18 protein-coding genes and 1 pseudogene are annotated in these 23,124 nt (G+C 71.5%); 6 read left to right on the top strand and 13 right to left on the bottom strand.

Translation table 11 applies throughout. The features are described 5' to 3' along the window. Positions 1-129: 129 nt before the first annotated feature. From IE225_RS25655 to IE225_RS25630, 6 genes are all read left to right on the top strand, one after another. Positions 130-1,128 (top strand): LacI family DNA-binding transcriptional regulator, encoded by a 999-nt coding sequence (locus IE225_RS25655; RefSeq protein WP_190059977.1) that lies wholly within the window; start codon positions 130-132, stop codon positions 1,126-1,128. A 110-nt stretch (positions 1,129-1,238) separates the two neighbouring features. Beyond that, complete coding sequence (locus tag IE225_RS25650; protein WP_190059976.1) at positions 1,239-2,600, top strand: ABC transporter substrate-binding protein; 1,362 nt, start codon at positions 1,239-1,241, stop codon at positions 2,598-2,600. Positions 2,601-2,677: 77 nt separating this feature from the next. Further along, positions 2,678-3,631, top strand: a complete 954-nt coding sequence (locus IE225_RS25645) for a carbohydrate ABC transporter permease (RefSeq protein WP_190060007.1) — start codon at positions 2,678-2,680, stop codon at positions 3,629-3,631. After that, a complete protein-coding gene (locus IE225_RS25640; protein WP_190059975.1) occupies positions 3,628-4,509 on the top strand; it encodes a carbohydrate ABC transporter permease in 882 nt (293 codons plus the stop codon). Before IE225_RS25645 ends, IE225_RS25640 begins: the two co-directional genes overlap by 4 nt. Before the next feature lie 137 nt (positions 4,510-4,646). Continuing rightward, entirely contained in the window at positions 4,647-6,236 is a 1,590-nt protein-coding gene (locus IE225_RS25635; protein ID WP_190059974.1) for a glycoside hydrolase family 13 protein, read from the top strand. Positions 6,237-6,326: 90 nt separating this feature from the next. Beyond that, positions 6,327-8,486: a discoidin domain-containing protein gene (locus IE225_RS25630; protein WP_190060006.1), complete on the top strand. Its 2,160-nt coding sequence runs from the start codon at positions 6,327-6,329 to the stop codon at positions 8,484-8,486. 192 nt (positions 8,487-8,678) lie between these two features. Here the strand turns inward: IE225_RS25630 and IE225_RS25625 are convergent, their stop codons facing one another. From IE225_RS25625 to IE225_RS25570, 13 genes and pseudogenes are all read right to left on the bottom strand, one after another. Next, complete coding sequence (locus IE225_RS25625) at positions 8,679-9,797, bottom strand: aliphatic sulfonate ABC transporter substrate-binding protein (protein ID WP_190059973.1); 1,119 nt, start codon at positions 9,795-9,797, stop codon at positions 8,679-8,681. 154 nt (positions 9,798-9,951) lie between these two features. Continuing rightward, positions 9,952-10,053, bottom strand: coding sequence for a putative leader peptide (locus IE225_RS34160; RefSeq protein ID WP_373303275.1), 102 nt, complete (start codon positions 10,051-10,053; stop codon positions 9,952-9,954). A gap of 153 nt (positions 10,054-10,206) precedes the next feature. After that, on the bottom strand, positions 10,207-10,665 hold the full coding sequence (locus IE225_RS25620) for an RrF2 family transcriptional regulator (protein WP_190059972.1): 459 nt from the start codon (positions 10,663-10,665) through the stop codon (positions 10,207-10,209). 106 nt (positions 10,666-10,771) lie between these two features. Beyond that, a complete protein-coding gene (locus IE225_RS25615; RefSeq protein ID WP_190059971.1) occupies positions 10,772-11,671 on the bottom strand; it encodes a TauD/TfdA dioxygenase family protein in 900 nt (299 codons plus the stop codon). A gap of 157 nt (positions 11,672-11,828) precedes the next feature. Further along, positions 11,829-12,791, bottom strand: a complete 963-nt coding sequence (locus IE225_RS25610) for an ABC transporter permease (protein WP_229880024.1) — start codon at positions 12,789-12,791, stop codon at positions 11,829-11,831. Continuing rightward, positions 12,788-13,597 (bottom strand): ABC transporter ATP-binding protein, encoded by an 810-nt coding sequence (locus IE225_RS25605; protein ID WP_373303274.1) that lies wholly within the window; start codon positions 13,595-13,597, stop codon positions 12,788-12,790. The genes IE225_RS25610 and IE225_RS25605 overlap by 4 nt, the downstream gene beginning before the upstream one ends. Positions 13,598-13,713: 116 nt before the next feature. Then, positions 13,714-14,784 carry an ABC transporter substrate-binding protein gene (locus tag IE225_RS25600; RefSeq protein ID WP_190059970.1) on the bottom strand — a complete coding sequence of 357 codons (1,071 nt, stop codon included), beginning with the start codon at positions 14,782-14,784 and terminating at the stop codon, positions 13,714-13,716. A gap of 542 nt (positions 14,785-15,326) precedes the next feature. Further along, a complete protein-coding gene (locus IE225_RS25595; protein WP_190059969.1) occupies positions 15,327-16,556 on the bottom strand; it encodes an acyl-CoA dehydrogenase family protein in 1,230 nt (409 codons plus the stop codon). Between the two features lie 13 nt (positions 16,557-16,569). After that, positions 16,570-16,896: pseudogene (locus IE225_RS25590) on the bottom strand (winged helix-turn-helix domain-containing protein); the annotation flags it as partial. Positions 16,897-17,337: 441 nt separating this feature from the next. Next, complete coding sequence (locus tag IE225_RS25585; protein ID WP_308432554.1) at positions 17,338-20,127, bottom strand: fumarate reductase/succinate dehydrogenase flavoprotein subunit; 2,790 nt, start codon at positions 20,125-20,127, stop codon at positions 17,338-17,340. Next, positions 20,124-20,891 carry an ABC transporter ATP-binding protein gene (locus IE225_RS25580; RefSeq protein ID WP_190059968.1) on the bottom strand — a complete coding sequence of 256 codons (768 nt, stop codon included), beginning with the start codon at positions 20,889-20,891 and terminating at the stop codon, positions 20,124-20,126. The genes IE225_RS25585 and IE225_RS25580 overlap by 4 nt, the downstream gene beginning before the upstream one ends. Then, a complete protein-coding gene (locus IE225_RS25575; RefSeq protein ID WP_190059967.1) occupies positions 20,875-21,780 on the bottom strand; it encodes an ABC transporter permease in 906 nt (301 codons plus the stop codon). The genes IE225_RS25580 and IE225_RS25575 overlap by 17 nt, the downstream gene beginning before the upstream one ends. Next, complete coding sequence (locus IE225_RS25570; RefSeq protein WP_190059966.1) at positions 21,777-23,120, bottom strand: ABC transporter substrate-binding protein; 1,344 nt, start codon at positions 23,118-23,120, stop codon at positions 21,777-21,779. The genes IE225_RS25575 and IE225_RS25570 overlap by 4 nt, the downstream gene beginning before the upstream one ends. Positions 23,121-23,124: the final 4 nt, after the last annotated feature.

The following is a 23,124-nucleotide window of genomic DNA, read 5'->3' as shown; positions in this document are numbered from 1 at the left end:
CCGCGCGCCTTCAAACGGAGCCACCCGGGTCGACCCGCCCGCCCCCGCCGCCTCACGGAATCCCCGGACCTCCTTTATAGGCCCTCCTTTACGCAAGCAGTTTGCATTTCTTGCGTTACTCTTGCGCTCATGACGCGACGACTTGCGGAAGTGGCGAAGAAGGTAGGGGTCAGCGAGGCCACGGTCAGCCGGGTGCTCAACGGCAAGCCCGGCGTCTCCGAGGCCACCCGGCAGGCGGTGCTGACCGCGCTGGACGTGCTCGGCTACGAGCGGCCCACCCAGCTGCGCGGCGAGCGCGCCCGGCTGGTCGGCCTGGTCCTGCCCGAACTGCAGAACCCCATCTTCCCGGCGTTCGCGGAGGTCATCGGCGGCGCGCTGGCCCAGCTCGGACTGACGCCGGTGCTGTGCACCCAGACCAAGGGCGGCGTCTCCGAGGCCGACTACGTCGCACTCCTGCTGCAGCAGCAGGTCTCCGGCGTCGTCTTCGCCGGCGGCCTGTACGCCCAGGCCGACGCGCCGCACGACCACTACCGGCTGCTGGCCGAGCGCAACATCCCCGTCGTGCTGGTCAACGCGGCCATCGAGCACCTCGGCTTCCCCGGCGTCTCCTGCGACGACGCCGTCGCCGTGCAGCAGGCCTGGCGGCACCTGGCCTCCCTCGGGCACGAGCGGATCGGCCTGGTGCTCGGACCCGGCGACCACGTGCCCTCGGCGCGCAAGCTGGCCGCGGCCCGCGCCGTCGCCGGGGAGCTGCCGGAGGAGTACGTGGCCCGCGCCATCTTCTCCATCGAGGGCGGCCACGCGGCGGCCTCCCGGCTCCTGGACCGGGGGGTGACGGGCATCATCTGCGCCAGCGACCCGCTCGCCCTGGGCGCGATCCGGGCCGCGCGCCGCAAGGGGTACCACGTGCCCTCCCAGGTGTCGGTCGTCGGCTACGACGACTCGGCGTTCATGAACTGCACCGAACCCCCGCTCACCACCGTCCGCCAGCCCATCGAGGCCATGGGCCGGGCGGCGGTGGAACTGCTCAACGCCCAGATAGGGGGCACCGCCGTACCGGCCGAGGAGCTGCTGTTCGAGCCCGAGCTGGTGGTGCGCGGCTCCACCGCGCAAGCACCCCGCGCGTGAGATCCACTCGGCTGTCTCTTTATTTCAAAATTCGCGCGAGATATTGCGCACCGCTGTCTCCGGTGCTTGAGTGTGCGGCGCCCACCGCTCCTGCCCAGAGGGGTCCACCGATGACACCAAGCACCGGGTTCCGCCGTGTCCGGCACGTCCTGAGCGCGCTCAGCGCCTGCTGTCTGGCCCTCGCCGCGACCGCCTGCGGCGGTTCGGACGGCGACACGGCGGACGGCAGGACACGCATCACCGTCAACTGCGAGCCGCCCAGGAGCGCCAGGCTCGACCGGACGTTCTTCGAGCAGGACCTCGCCTCCTTCGAGAAGCGGAATCCGGACATCGACGTCGTGGCGCACGACGCCTTCCCCTGCCAGGACCCCAAGACCTTCGACGCCAAGCTCGCCGGCGGCCAGATGGAGGACGTGTTCTACACCTACTTCACCGACGCCCGGCACGTCGTCGACCTCCACCAGGCCGCCGATCTCACCCCCTACGTCAAGGAGTTGAAGAGCTACCCGACCATCCAGAAGCAACTGCGCGACATCTACACCGTCGACGGCAGGATCTACGGCATCCCGCGCACCGGCTACTCCATGGGCCTGCTGTACAACCGCCGGCTCTTCGAAAAGGCCGGCCTCGACCCCGACCGGCCCCCGGCCACCTGGGCTCAGGTCCGCGCCGCCGCGAAGAGGATCGCCGCGCTCGGCGACGGCACCGTCGGATACGCCGACTACAGCGCCCAGAACCAGGGCGGCTGGCACTTCACCGCCGAGCTGTACTCCCAGGGCGGCGACGTCGTCACCCCGGACGGCAAGAAGGCCGCCGTCGACAGCCCCGAGGGCCGCGCCGTCCTGCGGAACCTGCACGACATGCGCTGGACGGACGGCTCCATGGGCAGCAGGCAGCTGCTGGTCATCAACGACGTCCAGCAGATGATGGGCGCCGGCAAGCTCGGCATGTACCTCGCGGCGCCCGACAACATCCCCATCCTGGTGAAGGAGAAGGGCGGCAACTACCAGGACCTCGCCCTGGCCCCCATGCCCGGCGGCAGGGCCACGCTCATCGGCGGCGACGGCTACATGGTCAACAAGAAGGCCACCCCCGCCCAGATCCGCGCCGGCCTGAAGTGGCTCGACCACATGTTCCTCACCCCCGGCAAGGGCTTCCTCGGCGACTACGCCCGCGCGAAGAAGGCCGGCGCCCCGGTCGGCCTGCCCGAGCCCCGCCTGTTCACCGGCGCCGCCGACGCCAGGGACCAGCAGGTGAAGAAGGCCAACGCCAACGTGCCGGTGGAGAACTACCGGGCCTTCCTCGACGGCAACCGCGGCCTGGAGATGAGGATCGAGCCGCCGCACGCCCAGCAGATCTACTCCGTCCTCGACGGCGTCGTCTCCGCCGTCCTCACCAAGAAGGACGCGGACGTCGACCGGCTCCTGAAGGACGCCTCCGGCAAGATCGACGGCATTCTGGCCCGGGGATGACGGGGATGACGGGGATGACGGGGATGACGGGGATGACGGGGACGACGGGGATGACGGGGACGACGGGGGCGACCGCGATGACGAAGACCGCCCGGCGGCGGCCCGTCCGGACGAGCGCCGCCCGCCCGGCCCCGGCGCCGCCCCCGCCCCGGGGCAGGGGCCGGCGGCGCCTGGCCGACCAGGCCCGCGCCTACGCCTTCCTCCTCGGCGGCCTGCTGTGCTTCGCCCTGTTCTCCTGGTACCCGGCGATCCGCGCCGTCGTGATCGCCTTCCAGCGGTACACGCCCGGCTCCGCCCCCGAGTGGGTCGGCACCGCCAACTTCGGCCGGGTCCTGCACGACCCGGAGTTCGCCGCCGCCTGGCGCAACACCCTCACCTTCACCCTGCTCGCCCTGCTGATCGGCTTCGCGATCCCCTTCCTGCTCGCCCTCGTCCTGAACGAACTGCGCCACGCCAAGGCGTTCTTCAGGGTCGTCGTCTACCTGCCGGTGATGATCCCGCCGGTGGTCAGCGCCCTGCTGTGGAAGTGGTTCTACGACCCCGGCACCGGCCTCGCCAACGAGGCGCTGCGCTTCGCGCACCTGCCCACCTCGAACTGGTCCAACGGCGCCGACACCGCCCTGGTCTCCCTGGTGATCGTCGCCACCTGGGCCAACCTCGGCGGCACCGTCCTGATCTACCTCGCCGCCCTGCAGCAGATCCCCGGCGAGCTGTACGAGGCCGCCGAGCTGGACGGCGCCGGCCTGCTGCAGCGCGTCCGGCACGTGACGATCCCGCAGACCCGCTTCGTGATCCTGATGCTGATGCTCCTTCAGATCATCGCGACGATGCAGGTGTTCACCGAGCCGTTCGTCATCACCGGCGGCGGCCCGGAGAACGCGACCGTCACCGTCCTGTACCTCATCTACAAGTACGCCTTCCTCTACAACGACTTCGGCGGCGCCTGCGCCCTGAGCGTGATGCTGCTGGCGCTGCTGGCCGTCTTCTCCGCCGCCTACCTGCGGCTGACCCGCTCCGCGGAGGACGCATGAGCAGCAGCCCCCGCACCCTCGTCTCCCCGGCGGCCCTGGCCCGCCCGCGTGGAAGAGCCCTGTACTGGGCGGTGTTCACGGCCGTCGTGGTGCTCTTCGCGCTCGCCTTCCTCTTCCCCGTCTACTGGATGGTCACGGGCGCCATGAAGTCCCCGGACGAGGTGGCGCGCACCCCGCCCACCCTCGTCCCCGAGCACTGGCACCTGAGCGCCTACGCCGACGCCTGGGACCTGATGCAGCTGCCGCGGCACCTGTGGAACACGGTGGTGCAGGCGGCCGGCGCCTGGCTGCTGCAGCTGGTGTTCTGCACGGCCGCCGCCTACGCCCTGTCGAAACTGAGTCCCGCCTTCGGCAAGGTGGTCCTCGGCGGCATCCTCGCCACCCTCATGGTCCCGGCGCAGGCCCTCGTCGTACCCAAGTACCTGACCGTCGCCGACCTGCCGCTGATCCACACCAGCCTGCTCAACGACCCGCTCGCCGTGTGGCTGCCGGCCGTCGCCAACGCCTTCAACCTCTACCTGCTCAAGCGGTTCTTCGACCGCATCCCGCGGGAGGTGCTGGAGGCCGCCGAGATCGACGGCGCCGGGCGGCTGCGCACCCTGTGGTCGGTCGTGCTGCCGCTGTCGCGCCCGGTGCTCGGCGTGGTGTCGATCTTCGCGCTGGTCGCGGTCTGGCAGGACTTCCTGTGGCCGCTGATGGTCTTCTCCGACACCGACAAGCAGCCCATCGGCGTGGCCCTGGTGCAGCTGTCGCAGAACATCCCGCTGACCGTGCTGATCGCCGCCATGGTGATCGCCAGCATCCCGATGGTCGCGCTGTTCCTCGTCTTCCAGCGGCACATCGTCGCCGGCATCGGCGCCGGCGGCACGAAGGGCTGACGGCACGCCCGCGCCCGCCGCCCGCGCCCGCCCCGGCACCTTCCCCGCGCCCGCCCCGGCACCCTCCCCGAGACCGCCCCGGCACTCTCCCGAGACCGCCTCGTCAGACCGCCCTCCGAGACAGAAAGGCACCCACCGTGGGACAGCCCGACCGGGCCCGCAGGGACCAGGACTGGTGGCGCACCGCCGTCGTCTACCAGGTGTACGTCCGCAGCTTCGCCGACGGCGACGGCGACGGCACCGGCGACCTCGCCGGGGTGCGCTCCCGGCTGCCGTACCTCGCCGAACTCGGCGTGGACGCCCTGTGGTTCACGCCCTGGTACCTGTCGCCGATGAAGGACGGCGGCTACGACGTCGCCGACTACCGCGCCGTCGACCCGGCCTTCGGCACCCTGGCCGAGGCGGAGAAGCTGATCGCCGAGGCCCGCGAGCTCGGCATCCGCACGATCGTCGACATCGTGCCCAACCACGTCTCCGACCAGCACCCCTGGTTCCGCGCCGCCCTGGCCGGCGGCCCCGAGCGCGAGCTGTTCCACTTCCGCCCCGGCCGCGGGCGTGACGGCGAACTCCCGCCCAACGGCTGGCGGTCGCAGTTCGGCGGCCCGGCCTGGACCCGCACCGCGGACGGCGCCTGGTACCTGCACCTGTTCGCACCCGAGCAGCCCGACCTGAACTGGGCCCACCCGGCGGTGCGGCAGGAGCACGAGGACGTGCTGCGGTTCTGGTTCGAACGCGGTGTCGCCGGCGTCCGCGTCGACTCCGCCGCCCTGCTCGTCAAGGATCCCCGCCTGCCCGACTTCACTGAGGGCAGCGACCCGCACCCGTACGTCGACCGCGACGAACTCCACGACGTCTACCGCTCCTGGCGGCGGGTGGCCGACGAGTACGGCGGCGTCTTCGTCGGCGAGGTGTGGCTGCCCGACGCCGAGCGCTTCGCCCGCTACCTGCGCCCCGACGAGCTGCACACCGCCTTCAACTTCCCCTTCCTGACCTGCCCCTGGGACGCCGGCCGGCTGCGCGCCCGCATCGACGACACGCTCGCCGCCCTCGCCCCGGTCGGCGCGCCCGCGACCTGGGTGCTGTGCAACCACGACGTGACCCGCACCGTCACCCGCTACGGCCGCGCCGACACCGGCTTCGACTTCGCCACCAAGGCCTTCGGCACCCCCACCGACCTGGCCCTGGGCACCCGCCGGGCCCGCGCCGCCGCCCTGCTCTCCCTCGCGCTGCCCGGCTCCGTCTACGTCTACCAGGGCGAGGAACTCGGCCTGCCCGAGGCCGACATCCCGCGCGAGCGCATCCAGGACCCGATGCACGCCCGCTCCGGCGGCACCGACCCCGGCCGCGACGGCTGCCGGGTGCCGCTGCCGTGGACCGCCGACGCCCCGTGGGCGGGTTTCGGCTCCCGTGAGGAGCCCTGGCTGCCCCAGCCCGCCGACTGGCCGGCGTACGCCGCCGACCGGCAGGCCCGGGACCCCGGTTCCGTGCTCAGCCTGTACCGGGAGGCGATCCGGCTGCGGCCGCTGTTCGGGGACGGCCCGCTGACCTGGCTGCCGGCCCCGGACGGCGTCCTCGCCCTCGCCCGTCCGACCGGCGCGCTGTGCGTGGCCAACCTGGCCGCCGCCCCCGCCGACCTGCCCGAGCACTCCCGTCTTCTGCTGACCAGCGGCCCCCTGGACGACGCCGGCCGCCTGCCGCAGGACACGGCGGCCTGGCTGCTGACCTGAGCCGCCGTACGCACCGCCCTTCCGCACCCCCCATCCCGAAGGGAACGGCCCATGCAGTACGACAGCACCCTCCCCGGACATGTCAGGCGCATGTCAGCAAGAACGGCGGTGCTCGCCGCCACCGTCGCCCTCGCGGCCGGCACGCTCGTCGCCCTCGCCCCCACCGCCGCGCACGCCGCCGCGGGCGCCACCCTGCCCTTCACCTCCGTCGAGGCCGAGTCCGCCACCACCGACGGCACCCGGATCGGCCCCGATTACACCCAGGGCACCCTTGCCTCCGAGGCCTCCGGGCGCCAGGCGGTGCGCCTGGAGGCCGGCCGGCGCGTGGAGTTCACCGCACCGCGCACGGCCAACGCCCTCAACGTCGCCTACAGCGTGCCCGACGGCCGCTCCGGCACCCTCAACGTGTACGTCAACGGGCAGAAACTGGCGAGGACGATCGCCGTCACCTCCAAGTACAGCTACGTCGACACCGGCTGGATCGCCGGATCCAGGACACACCACTTCTACGACAACGCCCGCCTGCTGCTCGGCCGGACCGTGCGGGCCGGCGACAAGGTCGCGCTCGAGGCGGCCGACGTCCAGGTCACCGTCGACGTCGCCGACTTCGAGCAGGCCCCGGACGCCGCGCAGCAGCCCGCCGGATCGGTGTCCGTCACCGCCAAGGGCGCCGACCCCGCCGGGCAGCGGGACTCCACGCAGGCCTTCCGCGACGCCATCGCGGCCGCGCAGGGCGGCGTGGTGTGGATCCCGCCGGGCGACTACCGCCTGACCTCCTCCCTCAGCGGCGTGCAGAACGTCACCCTGCAGGGCGCCGGCCACTGGCACTCGGTCGTGCACACCTCCCGCTTCATCGACCAGCCGAGCTCCTCCGGAGGCGTGCACATCAAGGACTTCGCCGTCCTCGGCGAGGTCACCGAGCGCGTCGACTCCAACCCCGACAACTTCGTCAACGGCTCGCTCGGGCCGGGCAGTTCGGTTTCCGGCATGTGGCTCCAGCACCTCAAGGTCGGCCTGTGGCTGACCGGCAACAACGACAACCTGGTCGTGGAGGACAACCGCATCCTCGACACCACCGCCGACGGCCTCAACCTCAACGGCACCGCGCGCGGCGTCCGCGTCCGCAACAACTTCCTGCGCAACCAGGGCGACGACTCCCTCGCCATGTGGTCGCTGTACGCGCCCGACACCGACAGCAGCTTCGAGAACAACACGGTCTCGCAGCCCAACCTCGCCAACGGCATCGCGATCTACGGCGGCACCGACATCACGGTGCGCGGCAACCTCGTCTCCGACACCAACGCCCTCGGCAGCGGCATCGCCATTTCCAACCAGAAGTTCCTGGACCCCTTCCACCCGCTCGCCGGCACCATCACCGTCGACGGCAACACCCTGGTGCGCACCGGCGCCATGAACCCCAACTGGAACCACCCGATGGGCGCGCTGCGCGTCGACTCCTACGACAGTGCCATCGACGCGACCGTGAGGATCACCGACAACACGATCACCGACAGCCCCTACAGCGCCTTCGAGTTCGTCTCCGGCGGCGGCCGCGGCCACCCGGTGCGCAATGTGACGGTGGACGGCGCCACCGTGCGCAACACCGGCACGGTCGTCGTCCAGGCCGAGGCGCAGGGCGCGGCCGTCTTCCGTGACGTCACCGCGAGCGGGGTGGGCGCGGCCGGCGTCTACAACTGCCCCTACCCGGCGAACTCGGGCACCTTCACGCTCACCGACGGCGGCGGCAACTCCGGCTGGAGCAGCACCTGGCCGGACTGCTCCACCTGGCCGCAGCCCGGTCAGGGCACCCCCGACCCCGACCCGAACCGCAACCTGGCCAAGGGCCGGCCGGCCACCGCCACCGGCTCCCAGGACGTCTACACGCCCGGCAAGGCGGTCGACGGCGACGCCGACAGCTACTGGGAGTCGGCCAACAACGCCTTCCCGCAGTCCTGGACGGTCGACCTCGGCTCCGTCCAGGCGGTGCGCCGCCTGGTGCTGAAGCTGCCGCCGTCCTCGGCCTGGGGCGCGCGCACCCAGACGATCGCCGTCCTCGGCAGCACCGACGGGTCGACGTACCGGACGGTGCTCGGCGCACGGGACTACCGCTTCGACCCGGCCACCGGCAACACGGCCACCGTCGCCCTGCCCGACGGCACCGGCCTGCGCCACCTGCGGCTGACGGTGTCCGCCAACACCGGCTGGCCCGCAGGCCAGTTCGGCGAGGTGGAGGCGTACCTGACCCCGTGACCCCGTGATCCGGTGACCCGGTGACCGGCCGGGCCGCGCTTTCGCCGCCGCGGGGAGCGCGGCCCGGCGCGGGGAAGGACGTCGAGACGCGCTCGACACGGACGGCGTGCGTCACCGCCGTGGTGTCCCCGGCGGCGTCGGCGTCGTGGCTGCCATGGCCGTCACCTCCGGGGAGCCCATCGGATCCGGTCGTCAGGTGCCCGGCTGCCCGGCGCCGAGACCGGCGTCGTCGACCTCGTCCTTGCCCTCGGCCTTGAGGACCTTGTTCAGCGGTGCGAGGTCGTAGATGCCCTTGAGATCGGGCTCGTCCAGCAGGCCGGACTTCACCGCGTGCTCCGCCTCGGTGCCGAGGGTGGAGGCCAGCGGGTCGTCGAGGAAGGTGATGGACTTCCAGGCCGGGTCGATGACCTCGGCGGGCAGGGCCTTGCCGGACTCCTTCTCCAGCGCCGCGTTGGCCGAGGCCTTGGCCTTGTCCGGGTGGGCGTTGATCCACTCATTGGTCCTCACCGAGCCGCGCAGCACGGCCTCGACGACGTCCGGGTGCTCCTTCAGGAACGCCTGCCGGACGATGATGTTCGTGATCACGAACTTCTTGTCCGGCCACAGGTCGGCCTCGTCGAGCAGCACCTTCGCGCCCTCGGCGACCAGCTTGGACGCGGTCGGCTCCGGCACCCAGGCGCCGTCGATCGAGCCGGACTTGTAGGCATCCGGCGTGATCTTGTTGTCGGTGCGGACGACGGAGACGTCGCCCTTGCCGCTCTGCGCGTCGACCTTCCAGCCCTGCTCCGAGATCCAGTTCAGCAGCGCGACGTCCTGGGTGTTGCCGAGCTGCGGGGTGGCGATCTTCTTGCCCTTGACGTCCTTCAGGGACTTGATCTTCTTCGGGTTGACGACCAGTTTCACCCCGCCGGAGGCGGAGCCGCTGATGATGCGCAGGTTCTTGCCGCCCGACTTCGTGTAGCCGTTGATGGCGGGGGACGGGCCGATCCAGCCGATGTCGAGGGAGCCGGCGTTCAGCGCCTCGATCTCGGAGGGGCCGGCGTTGAAGGTGGACGCCTTGATCCTGGTGCCGCCGAGCTCCTTCTGGAGCAGGCCTTCCTGGATGCCGACCAGTGCGGTGGCGTGCGTGAGGTTGGGGAAGTAGCCGATCTTCACTTCGCCGGCGGAGAGCTTCTCGGCGCCCGCCGCGACCTCGGTCCGCTTGCCGTCGTCGGCGGACTCGGCGCCGTAGCCGCAGGCGGTCAGCAGCAGGGGGAGCGCCGCGAGGACGGCGAAGGTGCGCAGGGTGGTGAGCGGTCTTGCGGCAGACACGGAGGTGTCCTCTCAGGGGAAGGGCGTTCAGGGAGGTACGGCACGAAAGGCGTGGAGCCTGCCGGTGCACACCGGCAGGCCACTCGCCCGCCGTCCCGGTGGGACGGCAGGGGCACAGCGGTGTGGGGGATGCGTGCGGGGTGCGCGGGGAGTCTCAGGCGAGCCGACAGATGGCGCTGGAGACACGGCCGAAGTCGATGTGGCGACGCGCGGTCAGGAGGGGCGGCACCAGGTCCGTGCGGTTGCGCGTTCGCATGACGGCCCCACCCCACGGATTCCCAGTTTTCCTATCTGACTGATGGGGATAGTGGCAGAAGAGAGCGCCCGCCCCAAGGGGGATTTCGCATCGTGGACGCCACTGTCCCGTTTTTCGGGACTGGTGGTGACCGGTGATGAGCGGGCCGGTGGGTCAGGGGTTCACCCAGGCGCCCGGAGCGTTGGTCAACGCGTAGATGTCCGCGGGGAGTTGGGCCGACGCGACATCGGCGAGCGACACACCCTCGAGGATCTCGCGCACGTGGGACCGCAGCGCGATCCACAGGGGGAGCAGCGACTCGGCGGGGCCGGTGTAGGACAGGTCCGGCGGGCGGACGCCGCGCACCGAGACCAGAGGGCCGTCCACGACGCGGATGACGTCGGCGATGCTGATGGACTCGGCGGGCTTGGCCAGCCGGTAGCCGCCGTTGCCGCCGCGCCGGCTGAGGACGAGACCGCCCCGGCGCATGTCGTTCAGGATGCTTTCGAGGAACTTGTGCGGGATGTCCTGGGCATCGGCGATGGCCTCGGCCTTCAGCGGCTCGTCGTCCCGTGACGCGGCGAGCTGCAGCGCGGCACGTACCGCGTAGTCCGCTCTGGCTGAGATCCGCATGTGCACATTATCCCGTACGGCTTCGGTCGGCGTTCGTGGCGGGCGGGCCGCCGGGCGGGGACGGATGTCGCGGGGACGGGTGTCCGCTGCCCGGCGGCCGGAGGGCTCAGGCCGCGGCGGGCGTGTAGTGGGAGGCGTCGTCGCCCTCGACGACGTGGCTGAGGGTGCCGTCGACACCGGCCGGGACGTCGCCCGCGACGGTCACCCGGTGCAGCAGGCGCGGCAGGTCGCCGTAGTCGTCGGGGGCGTAGTGCTGGGTGATGCGGTTGTCGAACAGGACGAGGTCGCCCGGCGTCCAGGCCACCCGCACGATGTTCTCCGGGCGGGTGACGTAGGACTGGAAGATGCGCAGCAGGTCGCGGGAGTCGGAGGGATTGAGGCCGACGATGCTCTGGGCGAAGCCGCCGATGAACAGCCCGCGCTCCCCGGTCTCGGGATGGACACGGACGACCGGGTGCACGGTGCGGTACTTCCGCGAGACGAACCGCCTGCGGTACTCGGCCGCCTTCTCGCTCTTCGGGGCGGCGTAGTCGTAGTCGTTGGTGTGCACCGCCCACAACTTGTCCGCCAGCTCGCGCAGCGGCTCGGGCAGGTCCCGGTAGGCGGCGGCCGCGTTGGCGATGAGCGTGTTGCCGCCGTAGGGCGGGACCACGAGGCTGCGCAGCGTGGACACCTTCGGGGGCGTGCGGACGAAGGTGACGTCGGTGTGCCACTGGTTGGCGCGGATGCCCTCGTCGCCGTCGACCGGCAGGATGTGGGGCTGGCCGTCGACGGAGGGGACCGTCGGGTGCGCGGTGGTCAGCTCACCGAAGAGGGAGGCGAAGCGGAGCTGGCCGGCGTCGTCGAGCCGCTGGTCGCGGAAGACGAGCGCCTTGTGTTCCAGGAGCGCGGAGTTGATCTCGGTGACGACGGCGGGGTCGAGGTCGGTGGACAGGTCCACGCCGAGGATCTCGGCGCCGATGCGGCCGCCGATCCTGCGGATGTCGAAGCCGGTGCCGGTGGTCATGTGCGGATGTTCCTTTCAGGAGGTGTCAGGAGGTGATCGGTGAGGTGATCAGTGAGGTGATCGGTGCGGTGATCAGTGCGGAGGTGGTCGGTCGGGAGGTCGTCAGGAGGCGTCGGGCAGGGGGACCGTCGGGGCGGGCGGGCGAACCGGGGTCCGGTCAGCCGGCGGCGGGTACGCGCCAGGAGCTGAGCCGCCGCTCCACGGCCACCAGGAACTGGTTGAAGGCCACACCGATGGCGGAGATCGTGACAATGCCCGCGTACATCTGCGGAATCGCGAAGTTGTACTGCGAGGCGTTGATCAGATAGCCGAGGCCCGCCTTGGCGCCGATCATCTCGGCGGCGACCAGCACCAGGATGGACGCCGCCCCGGCCAGCCGGATGCCGGTGAACATCACCGGCACCGACGCCGGCAGGATGACCTTCTGGAACAACCGGGGCGCGGAGAGGTTCATCGACTTCGCAAGCTTCAGCAAGGTCGGGTCGACGGTGCGGACCGCGCTGATGGTGTTGAGCAGGATCGGCCAGGCGCACGCGTACACCACGATGGAGATCTTCGAGGTCTCGCCGATGCCCAGCAGCAGGACGAACACCGGCAGCAGGGCCAGCGCGGCGGTGTTGCGGAACACCTCCAGCAGCGGGCCGAGGAGGTCGGCGATCGGCCGGTACCAGCCGATCAGCAGACCGAGCGGCACGGCGACGGCCAGGGCGAGACCGAATCCGCTGAAGGAGCGGACCAGACTGGCACGCGCGTTGTCGACGAGTCGGCCGTCGGCCACCAGCCCCCACCAGGCGCGGACGACCTCGCTGAACGGTGGCAGGAAGGTCCGGTCGACCAGGCCGAGCCGGGGCGCGGTCTCCCACAGCAACAGCACAGCCACGATCGCCGCGGACTTGGTCGCCCCGTTCAGCAGCAGGTACGGCAGCCGGCGGGCCGCCCGGCGGACCCGGGTCTCGGAGGAAGGGACTCGGCGCACCTCCGACGGTACGAGGCCAGGCGGCGCGGACACGGCGGGGGACGCGGCGGGGGACACGGGGGAAGGGGCCGGGCCGGGCTCGGCGGTGCTCTTCGAACCCCTCGCCGTGGTCTCGTCGGCGGCCGTGCCGGTTGTGGAACTCATACGGAAGCCTCCTCCTTCTCCAACTGCTGGGCCCTGGCCACCTCGTCGTGCAGAAGCGCCCAGATCTCGTGCCGGTGCCGCGCGAATTCGGGACTGGAGCGGGGGTCGTCCGTCGCCGTACGGGAGCCGAGGTCGACCGGCACGATCTGCTTGATGCGGCCCGGCCTGGACGTCATGACGGCGACGCGCTGTCCCAGGCGGACGGCTTCGTCGATGCCGTGCGTGATGAAGACGACGGTCTTGCCGGTGCGCTGCCAGATGCGCAGCAGCTCGTCCTGCAGCGACTCCCGGGTCTGGGCGTCCAGCGCGGCGAACGGCTCGTCCATCAGCAGCACGTCGGGGTCGTAGGCGAGGCTGCGGGCGATCGCCACCCGCTGCCGCATCCCGCCGGACAGCTCATGCGGATGGCGGTCCTCGAACCCCGTCAGGCCGACCAGATCCAGGAACTCCCGGGCACGCGCGGCCCGTTGGCGCCGGGGGACGCCGGTGGCCTCCAGGCCGAACTCGACGTTGCCCTGTGCCGTGCGCCACGGCAGCAGCGCGTACTGCTGGAACACGATGCCCCGGTCCAGGCCCGGGCCGGTGACGGGTTCGCCGTCCAGCAGGATCCGTCCGCCGGTGGGCCGGGTGAGGCCGCCGAGCAGATCCAGCAGTGTGGACTTTCCGCAGCCGCTGGGACCGACCAGGACGATGAACTCGCCGGCCGCTATCTCCAGATCGATACCGTCAAGGGCGGTGAAACGGGTGCCCTTCCGGTCCCCCCTGTGGTCCTTGACGGTGAATTCCTTCCGTACGCCCTCGAACACGATTTTGGGCGTCGTGGATTGCGTGGTGAATTGGGAGGCGGATGGGACGGTGGATGGGGCGGTGGATTGGGCGGTGGGTTGCGGGGTGGATTGTGTGGTGGAGTCCGGCATGGGATTCAGCTCCCGCTCGTCGGGGCGGAGGAGTCCGCCGAGGGAGTCGGTGCGCCGTCTTCGCCCGCGGCGTTGAATTCATTGGTGTAGAGGTCCGACGGCGTGATCCGGCCCTTCTGGATGTCGCCGCGGTCGGCCAGCCAGTCGATCCACAGCCGGAATTCCTTGTCGGTGATCAGGCCCGCCTTCTCAGCGACGCCGTAGGACTTCCAGTACTTCAAAGGCGCGGTGTCCTCGTTGCGGCCGCGCTTTTTCACGATGTCGGTCATCCGGGCGACGACCTCGTCGCGCGGGGTGGAACGGGACCATTCGATGGCCCGCCCCACGGCGGTGACGAAGGTCCGGGCCGTGTCGGGGTTCTGCTCCAGGAAGCGGTTCGTCATCACGTACGTGCCGGCGCTGAACGTGCCGAGCAACTGGTAGTCGGTGAACAGCGGGCGGATGCCACCGGTGGCCAGTGCCTTGTCGCGCAGGATGTCGCCGAGCACGGCCACATCGATCTGCTTCTGCCGCAGCGACTGCTCGGTGCCGACCGGGGGGACCACGAGGGGTTCGACCTTGCCGATCTCCGCCCGGGACAGACCGCCGCGCTGCAGATAGATGTCGAGCATGGCCTCGGAGTGGGCTCCGAGGGTGTTCATCCCGACCTTCTTGCCGAGCAGGTCCCGGGCGGAGCGGATCGGGCTGTCCTTGAGGACGTAGAAGCCGTTGTAGGCGTACTTGTCGGATCCGTAGTAGCTGATGACGGCCTTGATGGGGGCGTTGCGTGCGGCCAGTTTGACGACCGCGCCGTTGAACGCGCCGCCGAAGTCGACCTGCCCCGTGGCCGCGGACTGGATGTCCTGCGGCCCGCTGATCGTGTTGCCGACCCACTTCAGCCGCACGTCCTCCAGATAGCCGAGATCCTCGGCCAGTTCCGGCAGGGTCACCTGACCCGCCCAGCCCTGGTACCGGAGTGTCTTGGTCTGGCCCTTGCCGGACGTGGCTCCGGTCGCGGCCGTGCCGCAGCTCACCGCCACCGTCGAAAGACCGAGCAGAGTGAGGAACTGACGTCGGGTCGATGCCGTAACAGCCATGGAAGGGTCCTGTTCAGAAAACCGGTCGGGGAAAGGGCAGACGTCGAACGGCGGAAAAGAAGCCTCGGTGAAAACGGCCACGAGGGGCCTGGCGTCCGCGGGAACAACGGCTTGGCGCCGAAGCCGACTGTGAAAGGGAACGAAGGGAGCGAAGGGGACTGTGCCCGTCAGTGAGTGCGGCGGCCGACGGCACAGAGGGTGCCGGCCCGACATCGCGGATCGACGTGCAGGCGCGCGGCGAGGAACTCGAACTTGCTCACAGCCAAGAGAGTTGCAGCGAAATCCAGCCAGGTCAATGTCGCTTGCGCGGGCGTCTCATATTCTCAACGGCCCGACATGCGAATGAAGCGCGGCGTTCACAATTCTCCGGACGGGCGGCGGCGCGGTGACCGCCGTGTGTGCCGGCCCCGGCCGTCGGCGCAGTGACCGCGCGGCGCAGTGACCGCGCGGCGCGGAGGGCACCCAGGGCGGTGGCCGGGACGCCGGGCAGGAGGCGAAGTATGGTCCCGGTCAGACGGGCAGGAAGCGAAGTACGGTCCCGGTCAGACGGGCAGGACGAACGGAGGGTGGGCGCCGTCGAGGAAGTAGTGTCCGACGTCGCGGAGCCGGTGGGCGACGGGCTCGTACAGGGTGTGGGTTCGGGCGTTGCGCCAGAACCGGTCGAAGCCCAGCCGCGCGGAGGCGGAGCGGGCACCGACGATTTCCAGGGCGCGGGTGGTGGACTCCTGCGCCGCCCTGGCCGCGGCGGTTTCGGCCATGGCCACGAGGGCGGAGATGTCCGCGGACTCGTCGTAGGTGAGGTCTTCGCCGCGCTCCAGCCCGTCCCGCACGGCTTCCAGCGCCTGATCGGTGAGTGCCGACGCGGAGCGGGTGAGGACGGTGAGTTCGCCGTAGGCGGTCTGTACGTGCGGGTCGTGCGGGGTACCGGCCGGCCAGGCGGGGTGCCAGGGTGCGTGGCCCGTCCTGCTGAACTCACGGGCTTCGGCGAGCACTCCCTCGGCCATGCCGAGGAGGAGCTGGGCGGAGAAGAGACGCCCGACCGGAGATGCCAGGGCGGTCCGGGGCGACAGCAGGTCCTCGTCCGCGGACAGGGAGCCGAGCACGTCGTCGGCAGCCACCAGTACGTTGTCGAACTCCACGCTGCCGCCGGCCGCGAGCCGCTGGCCGAAGGTGTCGGCGTCGCCGTCGATCGTCACACCGCGATGGCCCGGATCCACCACGACGGCGAGTGGTTCACCCGTGTCCTCCCGCACGGCGCGCACGGCGAGACGGTCGGCGACCAAGACCCCGGTGGTATAGCTCTGCCGACCGTCGAGCACCAGTCCCCTGGAGGTTCTGGTCAGTGTCAGAGGCGGCTCCTGACGTGCGAAACCACCGCCCCAGCACCACTCCTCGGCCGCGGACCGCTCCTCGATCCGCGCGGCGGGAGCGGGCTCGGCGAAGAACCGGGCGCTCCACGACAGGAAGTAGTGGGAGCCGAGCAGTTGACCGATCGCGCCGTCGGCCGCGGCGATCTCCCGGACGACGGCGTAAGCCGTCAGCCAGTCCGCGCCGTCTTCCCGGGACCCGGCCGGCATCCGGAGCGTCAGCAGCCCCGCCTCGCGCAGCCGGGACACCTCGTCGAACGGTGCCTTGCCCGCCTGGTCCCTGGTCACTGTGTCCGTGGCCAGGTCGTCCGCCGCCTCGCGGGCCACGCGCAGCCAGTGCGCTCGGCCGGGTCCGGTCCGGTCGGACGGCGGGGTGGGGCGGGACGGCGCGGAGGCAAGGCCCATGGAAGTGGTCTCCTCAGGATCGGCCGCAGAGCGCGGCGCCGGGGCTCTGCTGCTGGTCGGGCACGTATTTGTAGCCCACGCGCCGGACGGTGACGATCCGGTGCCGGTGGGCCTCGCCCAGCTTGCGGCGCAGGCGGGCGATGTGGACGTCCACGGTGCGGCCGTCGCCGATGTGGTCGTAGCCCCAGACGGCGGCCATCAGCCGATCGCGCGACTGCGCGTGGTGGGGACGCTGAACGAGATGCGCCAGCAGCTCGAACTCCAGGTGAATCAGGTCGAGTTCACGCCTTTCCACTTCGGCGGCACGGCGTGCGGGATCGATGCGGACGACGTCATGCGCGACAGCAGGCGGCACTGACGACGTGACCGAAGTCGACATGCCGACGACGAACGAGTCGTTGCTGTTCACGGGACATGGTCATCATGCTGCGCACCCCCGGTGAACGCCGTCAAGGTTTCCCTAGTAATTCCATAGGAAAAGTAGGGAAGGTCTCACACTCCGAGAGACCGGTCGTCCACCGAAGACGTTGCCGTCTCGGCCTCGGTGGCGCTCAGGGCGCGCAGGAGCGCGCGGGCGACCCGTCGTTCCGGTGGAAGACCGGCGCGTCGGTGCGAGGGCGGGCGAAAGCGGCGACGATCCGGCTGTTGGTGGGGCGCCGAGGGCGATGCGGCGATGGGCTCCAGCAGGCCCGTGGCGCGCGGGCCCGCGCCGACGACCGGAACGGCCGTGGAACGTGTGCTCACCGGTCACCGCCGGTCGCCGGGCGGGAGTCGGCGGCGGTCACAGGGCCCGGGCCGCATACGCCCTGACGTCCGCGTCCGGGTCCGTCGTCGCCGTGGCCAGGGCCGCTCGGGCGTCCTCGGTGGCGCGGTGCCGGGTCAGTGCCGTCACGGCGGCCTTGCGGACGTCGGCGTTCGGGTCGGCGAGGGCCTTGGCGAGGGCGGGTACGGCGAGGCCGGGAGCCGCGCGGGAGAGGGCGGTGGCGGCCCCTGCCCGGACCTGCCAGGCCGGGTCGGACAGGGCTGCCCGCGCGCGTGCGGCCAGGGGTGCCGGGCAGCCGGCCGTGCCCAGTGCCTCATAGGCGGCCGCACGCACCAGAGCGTCGGGATCGTCGACGAGCGCGGTGAGGGCCGAAAGGACCGTGCCGGGTCCGGGGCCGGCCGGCGTGGTGCCGCCGGGCCGTTCCGCGGTCACGGTGGCCAGGGCCTTGGCCAGGGTGACGCGGACCTCGCGGGACGGATCGGCGGTCGCCGCGCGGGCCAGCTCCCCGGCGGCGTCGACCGACACGAGTGCGCGCACGGCCGCGAGACGCACGGCGATGTCCGCGTCCGACAGGGAGCTGGTGAACAGCCCGGTGTCACCGAGGCGCAGGACACGCAGGACGTCGAGCGCGGCGGCACGGGCGACGGGGTCGGCTTCGGACAGGGCGGCGACGAGGCCGTCGCGCAAGGCCGGTTCGGGGTCCAGCGTCTCGACCAGTTCGCGCAGCGAGGCGGCCGCGGCGGCGCGGACGCCGGCGTCGGGGTCGGCGAGCCTGGCGGCCAGTGCCGGTCCGGTGCCCGGCGGCACCGTTTCCGTCAGCACGGTGACGGCCGTTCGGCGAACGGTGGGCTCGGGATCGGTCAGGTAGGGGGCGAGGGCGGAGAGTTGGGGCTGGTCCTCCGCGAGGGAGAGGAGTGCGAGCAGACGCGGTGTGTCCGGCGTGCCCGTGCCGGTACCGGGGCGGGCGGTCGTCTCGGCCGGGGCCGGCTCCTGCCGGATCGCCACCGGTGCCGCTTCCCGGGCCCCCGCGGTCGCCACCTGTTCCGGGTGGACCTCGCCGAGGTGGCGGGAGGGCCCGCCGACCGCGGTGAAGCCGTCGACCGGGACCAGATAGGGAGCCACGGGACGCGCCGTGAACTCCATCGCACCGGTGGGGGACTTGCGCAGATCGAGGTGATGGAACCAGGACGCGTCGTCCCGGCGGGGGTGGTCGAGGCGGTCGTGGTAGAGGCCCCAGCGGGACTCCGTGCGGGCCAGGGAGGCCCGCGCGGCCATCTCCGCGCAGTCGCGGATGAAGGTCACCTCCGCGCAGCGCATCAGCTCGTGCGGGGTGCGGGCGCCCATCGCGGCGATGTCGGCGCGCATCCGCTCGAACGCCTCCAGGGCCAGCGACAGCCGGGCGCCGGACTTCGGCGGGGCCACGTAGTCGTTCACGAAGCGGCGCAGCTTGTACTCGACCTGGGGCTGTGGCGGGCCGTCGGGGTTGCGCAGCGGGCGGTAGATCAGCTCGTGCGCCTCCTGGAGCTGGTCGAGGGGCAACTCCCCTTGGTACGGCGTGTACCGGGCGGCGTCCGCGCCCGCGAGGTCCCCGAAGACGAACGCGCCGATCATGTAGTTGTGCGGGACACAGGCCAGGTCCCCGGCGGCGTACAGGCGGGGGAGGGCCGTCCGGGCGTGGTCGTCGACCCGTACTCCCGAGGCCGAGTGGCCGCCGCACAGGCCGATCTCGGAGATGTGCATCTCCACGTCGTGGGTGCGGTAGTCGTGGCCGCGGCCCGCGTGGAAGGTGCCGCGGGTCGGGCGCTCCGTCGAGTGCAGGATCGACTCCAGGGCCGAGATCGACTCCTCCGGCAGATGGCTCAGCTTCAAGTACACCGGGCCCCGGTCACTGGCCACCTCGGCCGCGAACTCGGCCATCATCTGACCGGACCAGTAGTCGGAGTCGACGAAGCGTTCGCCGTGCCGGTTGACCTGGTAGCCGCCGAAGGGGTTGGCGACGTAGGCGCAGGCCGGACCGTTGTAGTCCTTGATGAGCGGGTTGATCTGGAAGCACTCGATGCCGGTGAGCTCGGCGCCCGCGTGGTAGGCCATGGCGTAGCCGTCACCCGCGTTCGTCGGGTTCTCGTACGTGCCGTACAGATAGCCGGAGGCGGGCAGACCGAGGCGGCCGCAGGCACCGGTCGCGAGGATCACCGCGCCCGCGCGGACGGTGACGAAGGCGCCCGTGCGGGTGTAGAAGCCCACCGCGCCCACGGCACGCCCCCGCGCCGTGAGCACGCGTACCGGCATCACCCGGTTCTCGATCCGGATCCGCTCCCGCATCTCGCGCCGCCGAAGCTGCCGGTACAGGACCTTCTTGACGTCCTTGCCCTCCGGCATCGGCAGCACGTAGGAGCCGGAACGGTGGACCTGGCGGACCGCGTACGCGCCGTGCTCGTCCTTCTCGAACTTCACCCCGTACGACTCCAGCCGCCGCACCATGGCGAAGCCGCGGGTGGCGGTCTGACGGACGGTGGACTGGTCGACGATGCCGTCATTGGCGCGGGTGATCTCGGCGACGTAGTCGTCGGGTTCGGCGCGGCCGGGGACGACCGCGTTGTTGACGCCGTCCATGCCCATGGCCAGCGCGCCGGAGTGGCGTACGTGCGCCTTCTCCAGCAGCAGGACGTCCGCACCGTGCTCCGCGGCGGTCAGGGCCGCCATGGTGCCGGCCGTGCCGCCGCCGACGACGAGGACGTCGCAGGAGAGTTCCCCGGCGTCGGTGAGGGCCGGGATCTGCAGGGGGATGTCCACCAGGGTGCCTTTCAAGAACCGAGTGACGTGAGGACTTCGCGCCGCAGGGCGACATGCGCCGGATCGTCGTGGGCGGCGCGCTCGCGCGGGCGCGGCACGTCCCGTACGGCGATGAGGCGGCCCGCGCCCAGCAGGGCCACGCGGTCGCCGAGGAAGAGGGCCTCGTCCACGTCGTGGGTGACGAAGACGACGGTGGCGCCCGTGCCGCGCAGCACCTCCACCAGCAGATCCTGCATACCGGCGCGGGTCTGGGCGTCGAGGGCGCCGAACGGTTCGTCCATCAGGACGGCACGGGGACCGGCGGCCAGGGCGCGGGCCAGTTGCGCGCGCTGACGCTGGCCACCGGAGACGTGGTGCGGCCGGCACCGGGCGTGCTCGGCGAGTCCGACCCGGCCGAGCCACGCCTCGGCCCGGGTACGGCGCTCGGCGCGGGGCAACGCCTTGATGGCGAGGGGCAGTTCGACGTTCCCGCGCAGGGTGCGCCAGGGGAGCAGAGCGTCCTCCTGAAAGACGAGGGCGCGTTCGGCGGACGGGCCGGTCAGGGGACGTCCGTCCTGCGTGATCTCCCCGGAGAGCAGGGGCAGAAGGCCGGCCAGGGTGCGCAGAAGGGTCGACTTGCCGCAGCCGGAGGAGCCCACGACGGTCAGGATCTCCCCGGGGGCCACATCAAGGTCCACCTGGTCCAGCACGAGCGCGCCGGGACGTCCGAGAGCGGCGTCGTACAGGGTGAGGCGGGTGCCGGCGCGGGATGGTGAAAGGACGTCAGACGAGCTGGTCATGGGGCAGGTCCTCCTTGGGCCCGGGGCCGGCCGGTGCGGGCGTGGGGCCGGCCGCTGCGGGCGCGGGGGCTTGGTGCGTCCGCCGCGGGACGCGCGCGCCGGGGACGCAGGACGTGCGCGGCAGCCAGCGGGTCAGGCGGCGGCCCAGGAGTTCGACGGCCGCGGAGGTGAGCCGGCCGAGCACGCCGATCGTGACCATGCCGACGAACACGCCGGGGTAGTCGACGACCGTGTAGTCCTGCCAGGTGCGGTAGCCGACCCCGTACTGGCCGGAGATCATCTCGGCCGAGATCACACAGATCCACGACACGCCGATGCCGATGGACAGGCCGCCGAAGATGCCGGGCAGCGCGCCCGGCAGGACGACCGAGCCGAGGATCCGCCACCGGCCGCCGCCCATGGTGCGCACCGCCTCCTCCCACACGGGAGTCAGTGCGCGCACCGCGTGCCGGGTGGAGACCAGGACCGGGAAGAAGGCGGCGGTGAAGGTGATGAAGACGATGCCCTCCTCGTCGGAGGGGAAGAGGAGGATCGCGACGGGGACCAGGGCGATGGCCGGGATCGGGCGGACGACTTCCAGCAGCGGGCCGAGCAGGTCCTCGGCGAGGCGGGAGCGGGCCACGAGCACGCCCACCGCCACGCCCAGGACGGCGGCCACCAGGAAACCGGTGAGGACACGGGTGAGGCTGTCGGTCAGGTCGGTCCAGTAGTCGGGGCCGGACAGCCGGCCGGCGAAGGCGCCGGCCACGTCGGCGACCGTGGGGAACTGCGAGAAGCGCAGCCAGAGATCGATGTCCAGACTGGTCAGGAGCTGCCAGAGGCCGAGAGCGGCCGTGAGGGCGGTCACCCGCAGCGCGTACTGGGCGGCTCGCGGTGCGGTCCGGATCACGCGGCACGCTCCAGGGCGTCGGCGTAGGCGATGACACGAGCCCCGTCGTGCCGGTCGGCGTACGCCTGCGCGGTCGCCGGGGCGACGAACGGCAGCAGCTTGCCGCCGTCTGCCACCCACACCGCCTTGTCGGCGAACCAGGAGGTGCCGGTGGTGGCGTCGGGGACGTAGGCGGCACGGACGGTGTCGCGGTGGGCGGCCACGTACCTCAGCAGTTCGGCGGGCGACTTGAAGGTCCGCGTCCGGGCGGATCCCTTCGGCCACACCTCGCTCGCGGCGGCCGGGGGTGTGGCGGCGAGCTGCTTGGCGTAGGACGCCCCCAGGGCCTTCCTCACGTACCGGTCGTCGACGAAGGAGTCCACGTCCACGTCACCGGTCAGCTTCGCGGACTTCAGGATCGCCACGTCCTGCTTCAGCGCGGAGACGAGCCGGGGTTTGACCGCCGGGCCGAAGGTGGCGATGCCGTGGGCGCCGTTGTAGAGGTAGACGACCTCGGCGGGCAGACCGGTGGCCTCGGCGACCTTCTCGGCGGCGGTGACGGGATGGCCGTTCAGATAGTCGGTGGCCTGCGCCTGGGCCTTGAGGAACGCCTCCAGGACGGCCGGGCGCCGCTCGGCGAAGTCCTCGCGGGCGGTGACACCGTGGAAGGTGGGCAGGTTCAGCCGCGCGCCGTCGTACAACGCCTTCGCCTTGCCCTGGCGGACCAGCAGACCCGGCCAGGCGACGAACTGCGACAGCGCGTCGGCGCTGCCCGCGGCCAGAGCCGAAGCGCCCACCGCGGGCTGCTGGTTGAGCTTCTCGATGTCGTGGCCCGGGTCGATGCCGGCGCGTTGCAGGGCCCGCACGAGCGTGCCGTCGGCGGCGGAGCCGACGCTCGTGGAGATCTTCTTGCCCTTGAGGTCCTTCAGGGAGGTGAGCCGGGAGCCAGGAGCCGTGACGATGGTGTTGAGACCACCGCGCAGGTTGTAGCCGGTGACCGAGACCAGGTGGGTGGGGCGGTTCAGCTGCTTGCCGCGGGCCGCGTTGATGAGCAGCGGGACGTCGCCCATCGAACCGATGTCGATCTTCCCGGCGGTCATCTGGGCGGTGATGGGGGCGCCGGTGGCGTAGTCCTGCCAGACGACCTTGTAGGTGACGCCGTCGCCGAGCGAGGCCAGCTGCTTCTCGAAGTAACCGAGGGAGCGGAGCAGGGTGCCGGCCGTGACCGTGTTGATGGTCCTGGACTGGTAGCCGACGGTGACGGTGACCGTCGAGCCGTTGCCGGCCCCGGCGTCACCGCCGCAGGCGCTGAGCGGGAGCAGAAGGACGAGCGCGGATACCGCGACTGCCGTGCGTTTCATGGTG

The organism is Streptomyces echinoruber (genome assembly GCF_014651135.1).
GTDB classification, from domain to species: domain Bacteria; phylum Actinomycetota; class Actinomycetes; order Streptomycetales; family Streptomycetaceae; genus Streptomyces; species Streptomyces echinoruber.
This window is presented reverse-complemented; position numbering and strand designations above follow the sequence as displayed.

Coding starts and splice junctions, on each gene's coding strand:
- IE225_RS25600 (WP_190059970.1), bottom strand. CDS start 14,784: ATGGCTGTTACGGCATCGACCCGACGTCAGTTCCTCACTCTGCTCGGT.
- IE225_RS25640 (WP_190059975.1), top strand. CDS start 3,628: ATGAGCAGCAGCCCCCGCACCCTCGTCTCCCCGGCGGCCCTGGCCCGC.
- IE225_RS25595 (WP_190059969.1), bottom strand. CDS start 16,556: ATGGGCCTTGCCTCCGCGCCGTCCCGCCCCACCCCGCCGTCCGACCGG.
- IE225_RS25645 (WP_190060007.1), top strand. CDS start 2,678: ATGACGAAGACCGCCCGGCGGCGGCCCGTCCGGACGAGCGCCGCCCGC.
- IE225_RS25650 (WP_190059976.1), top strand. CDS start 1,239: ATGACACCAAGCACCGGGTTCCGCCGTGTCCGGCACGTCCTGAGCGCG.
- IE225_RS25615 (WP_190059971.1), bottom strand. CDS start 11,671: ATGACCACCGGCACCGGCTTCGACATCCGCAGGATCGGCGGCCGCATC.
- IE225_RS25620 (WP_190059972.1), bottom strand. CDS start 10,665: ATGCGGATCTCAGCCAGAGCGGACTACGCGGTACGTGCCGCGCTGCAG.
- IE225_RS25655 (WP_190059977.1), top strand. CDS start 130: ATGACGCGACGACTTGCGGAAGTGGCGAAGAAGGTAGGGGTCAGCGAG.
- IE225_RS34160 (WP_373303275.1), bottom strand. CDS start 10,053: ATGCGAACGCGCAACCGCACGGACCTGGTGCCGCCCCTCCTGACCGCG.
- IE225_RS25570 (WP_190059966.1), bottom strand. CDS start 23,120: ATGAAACGCACGGCAGTCGCGGTATCCGCGCTCGTCCTTCTGCTCCCG.
- IE225_RS25580 (WP_190059968.1), bottom strand. CDS start 20,891: ATGACCAGCTCGTCTGACGTCCTTTCACCATCCCGCGCCGGCACCCGC.
- IE225_RS25610 (WP_229880024.1), bottom strand. CDS start 12,791: ATGAGTTCCACAACCGGCACGGCCGCCGACGAGACCACGGCGAGGGGT.
- IE225_RS25630 (WP_190060006.1), top strand. CDS start 6,327: ATGTCAGCAAGAACGGCGGTGCTCGCCGCCACCGTCGCCCTCGCGGCC.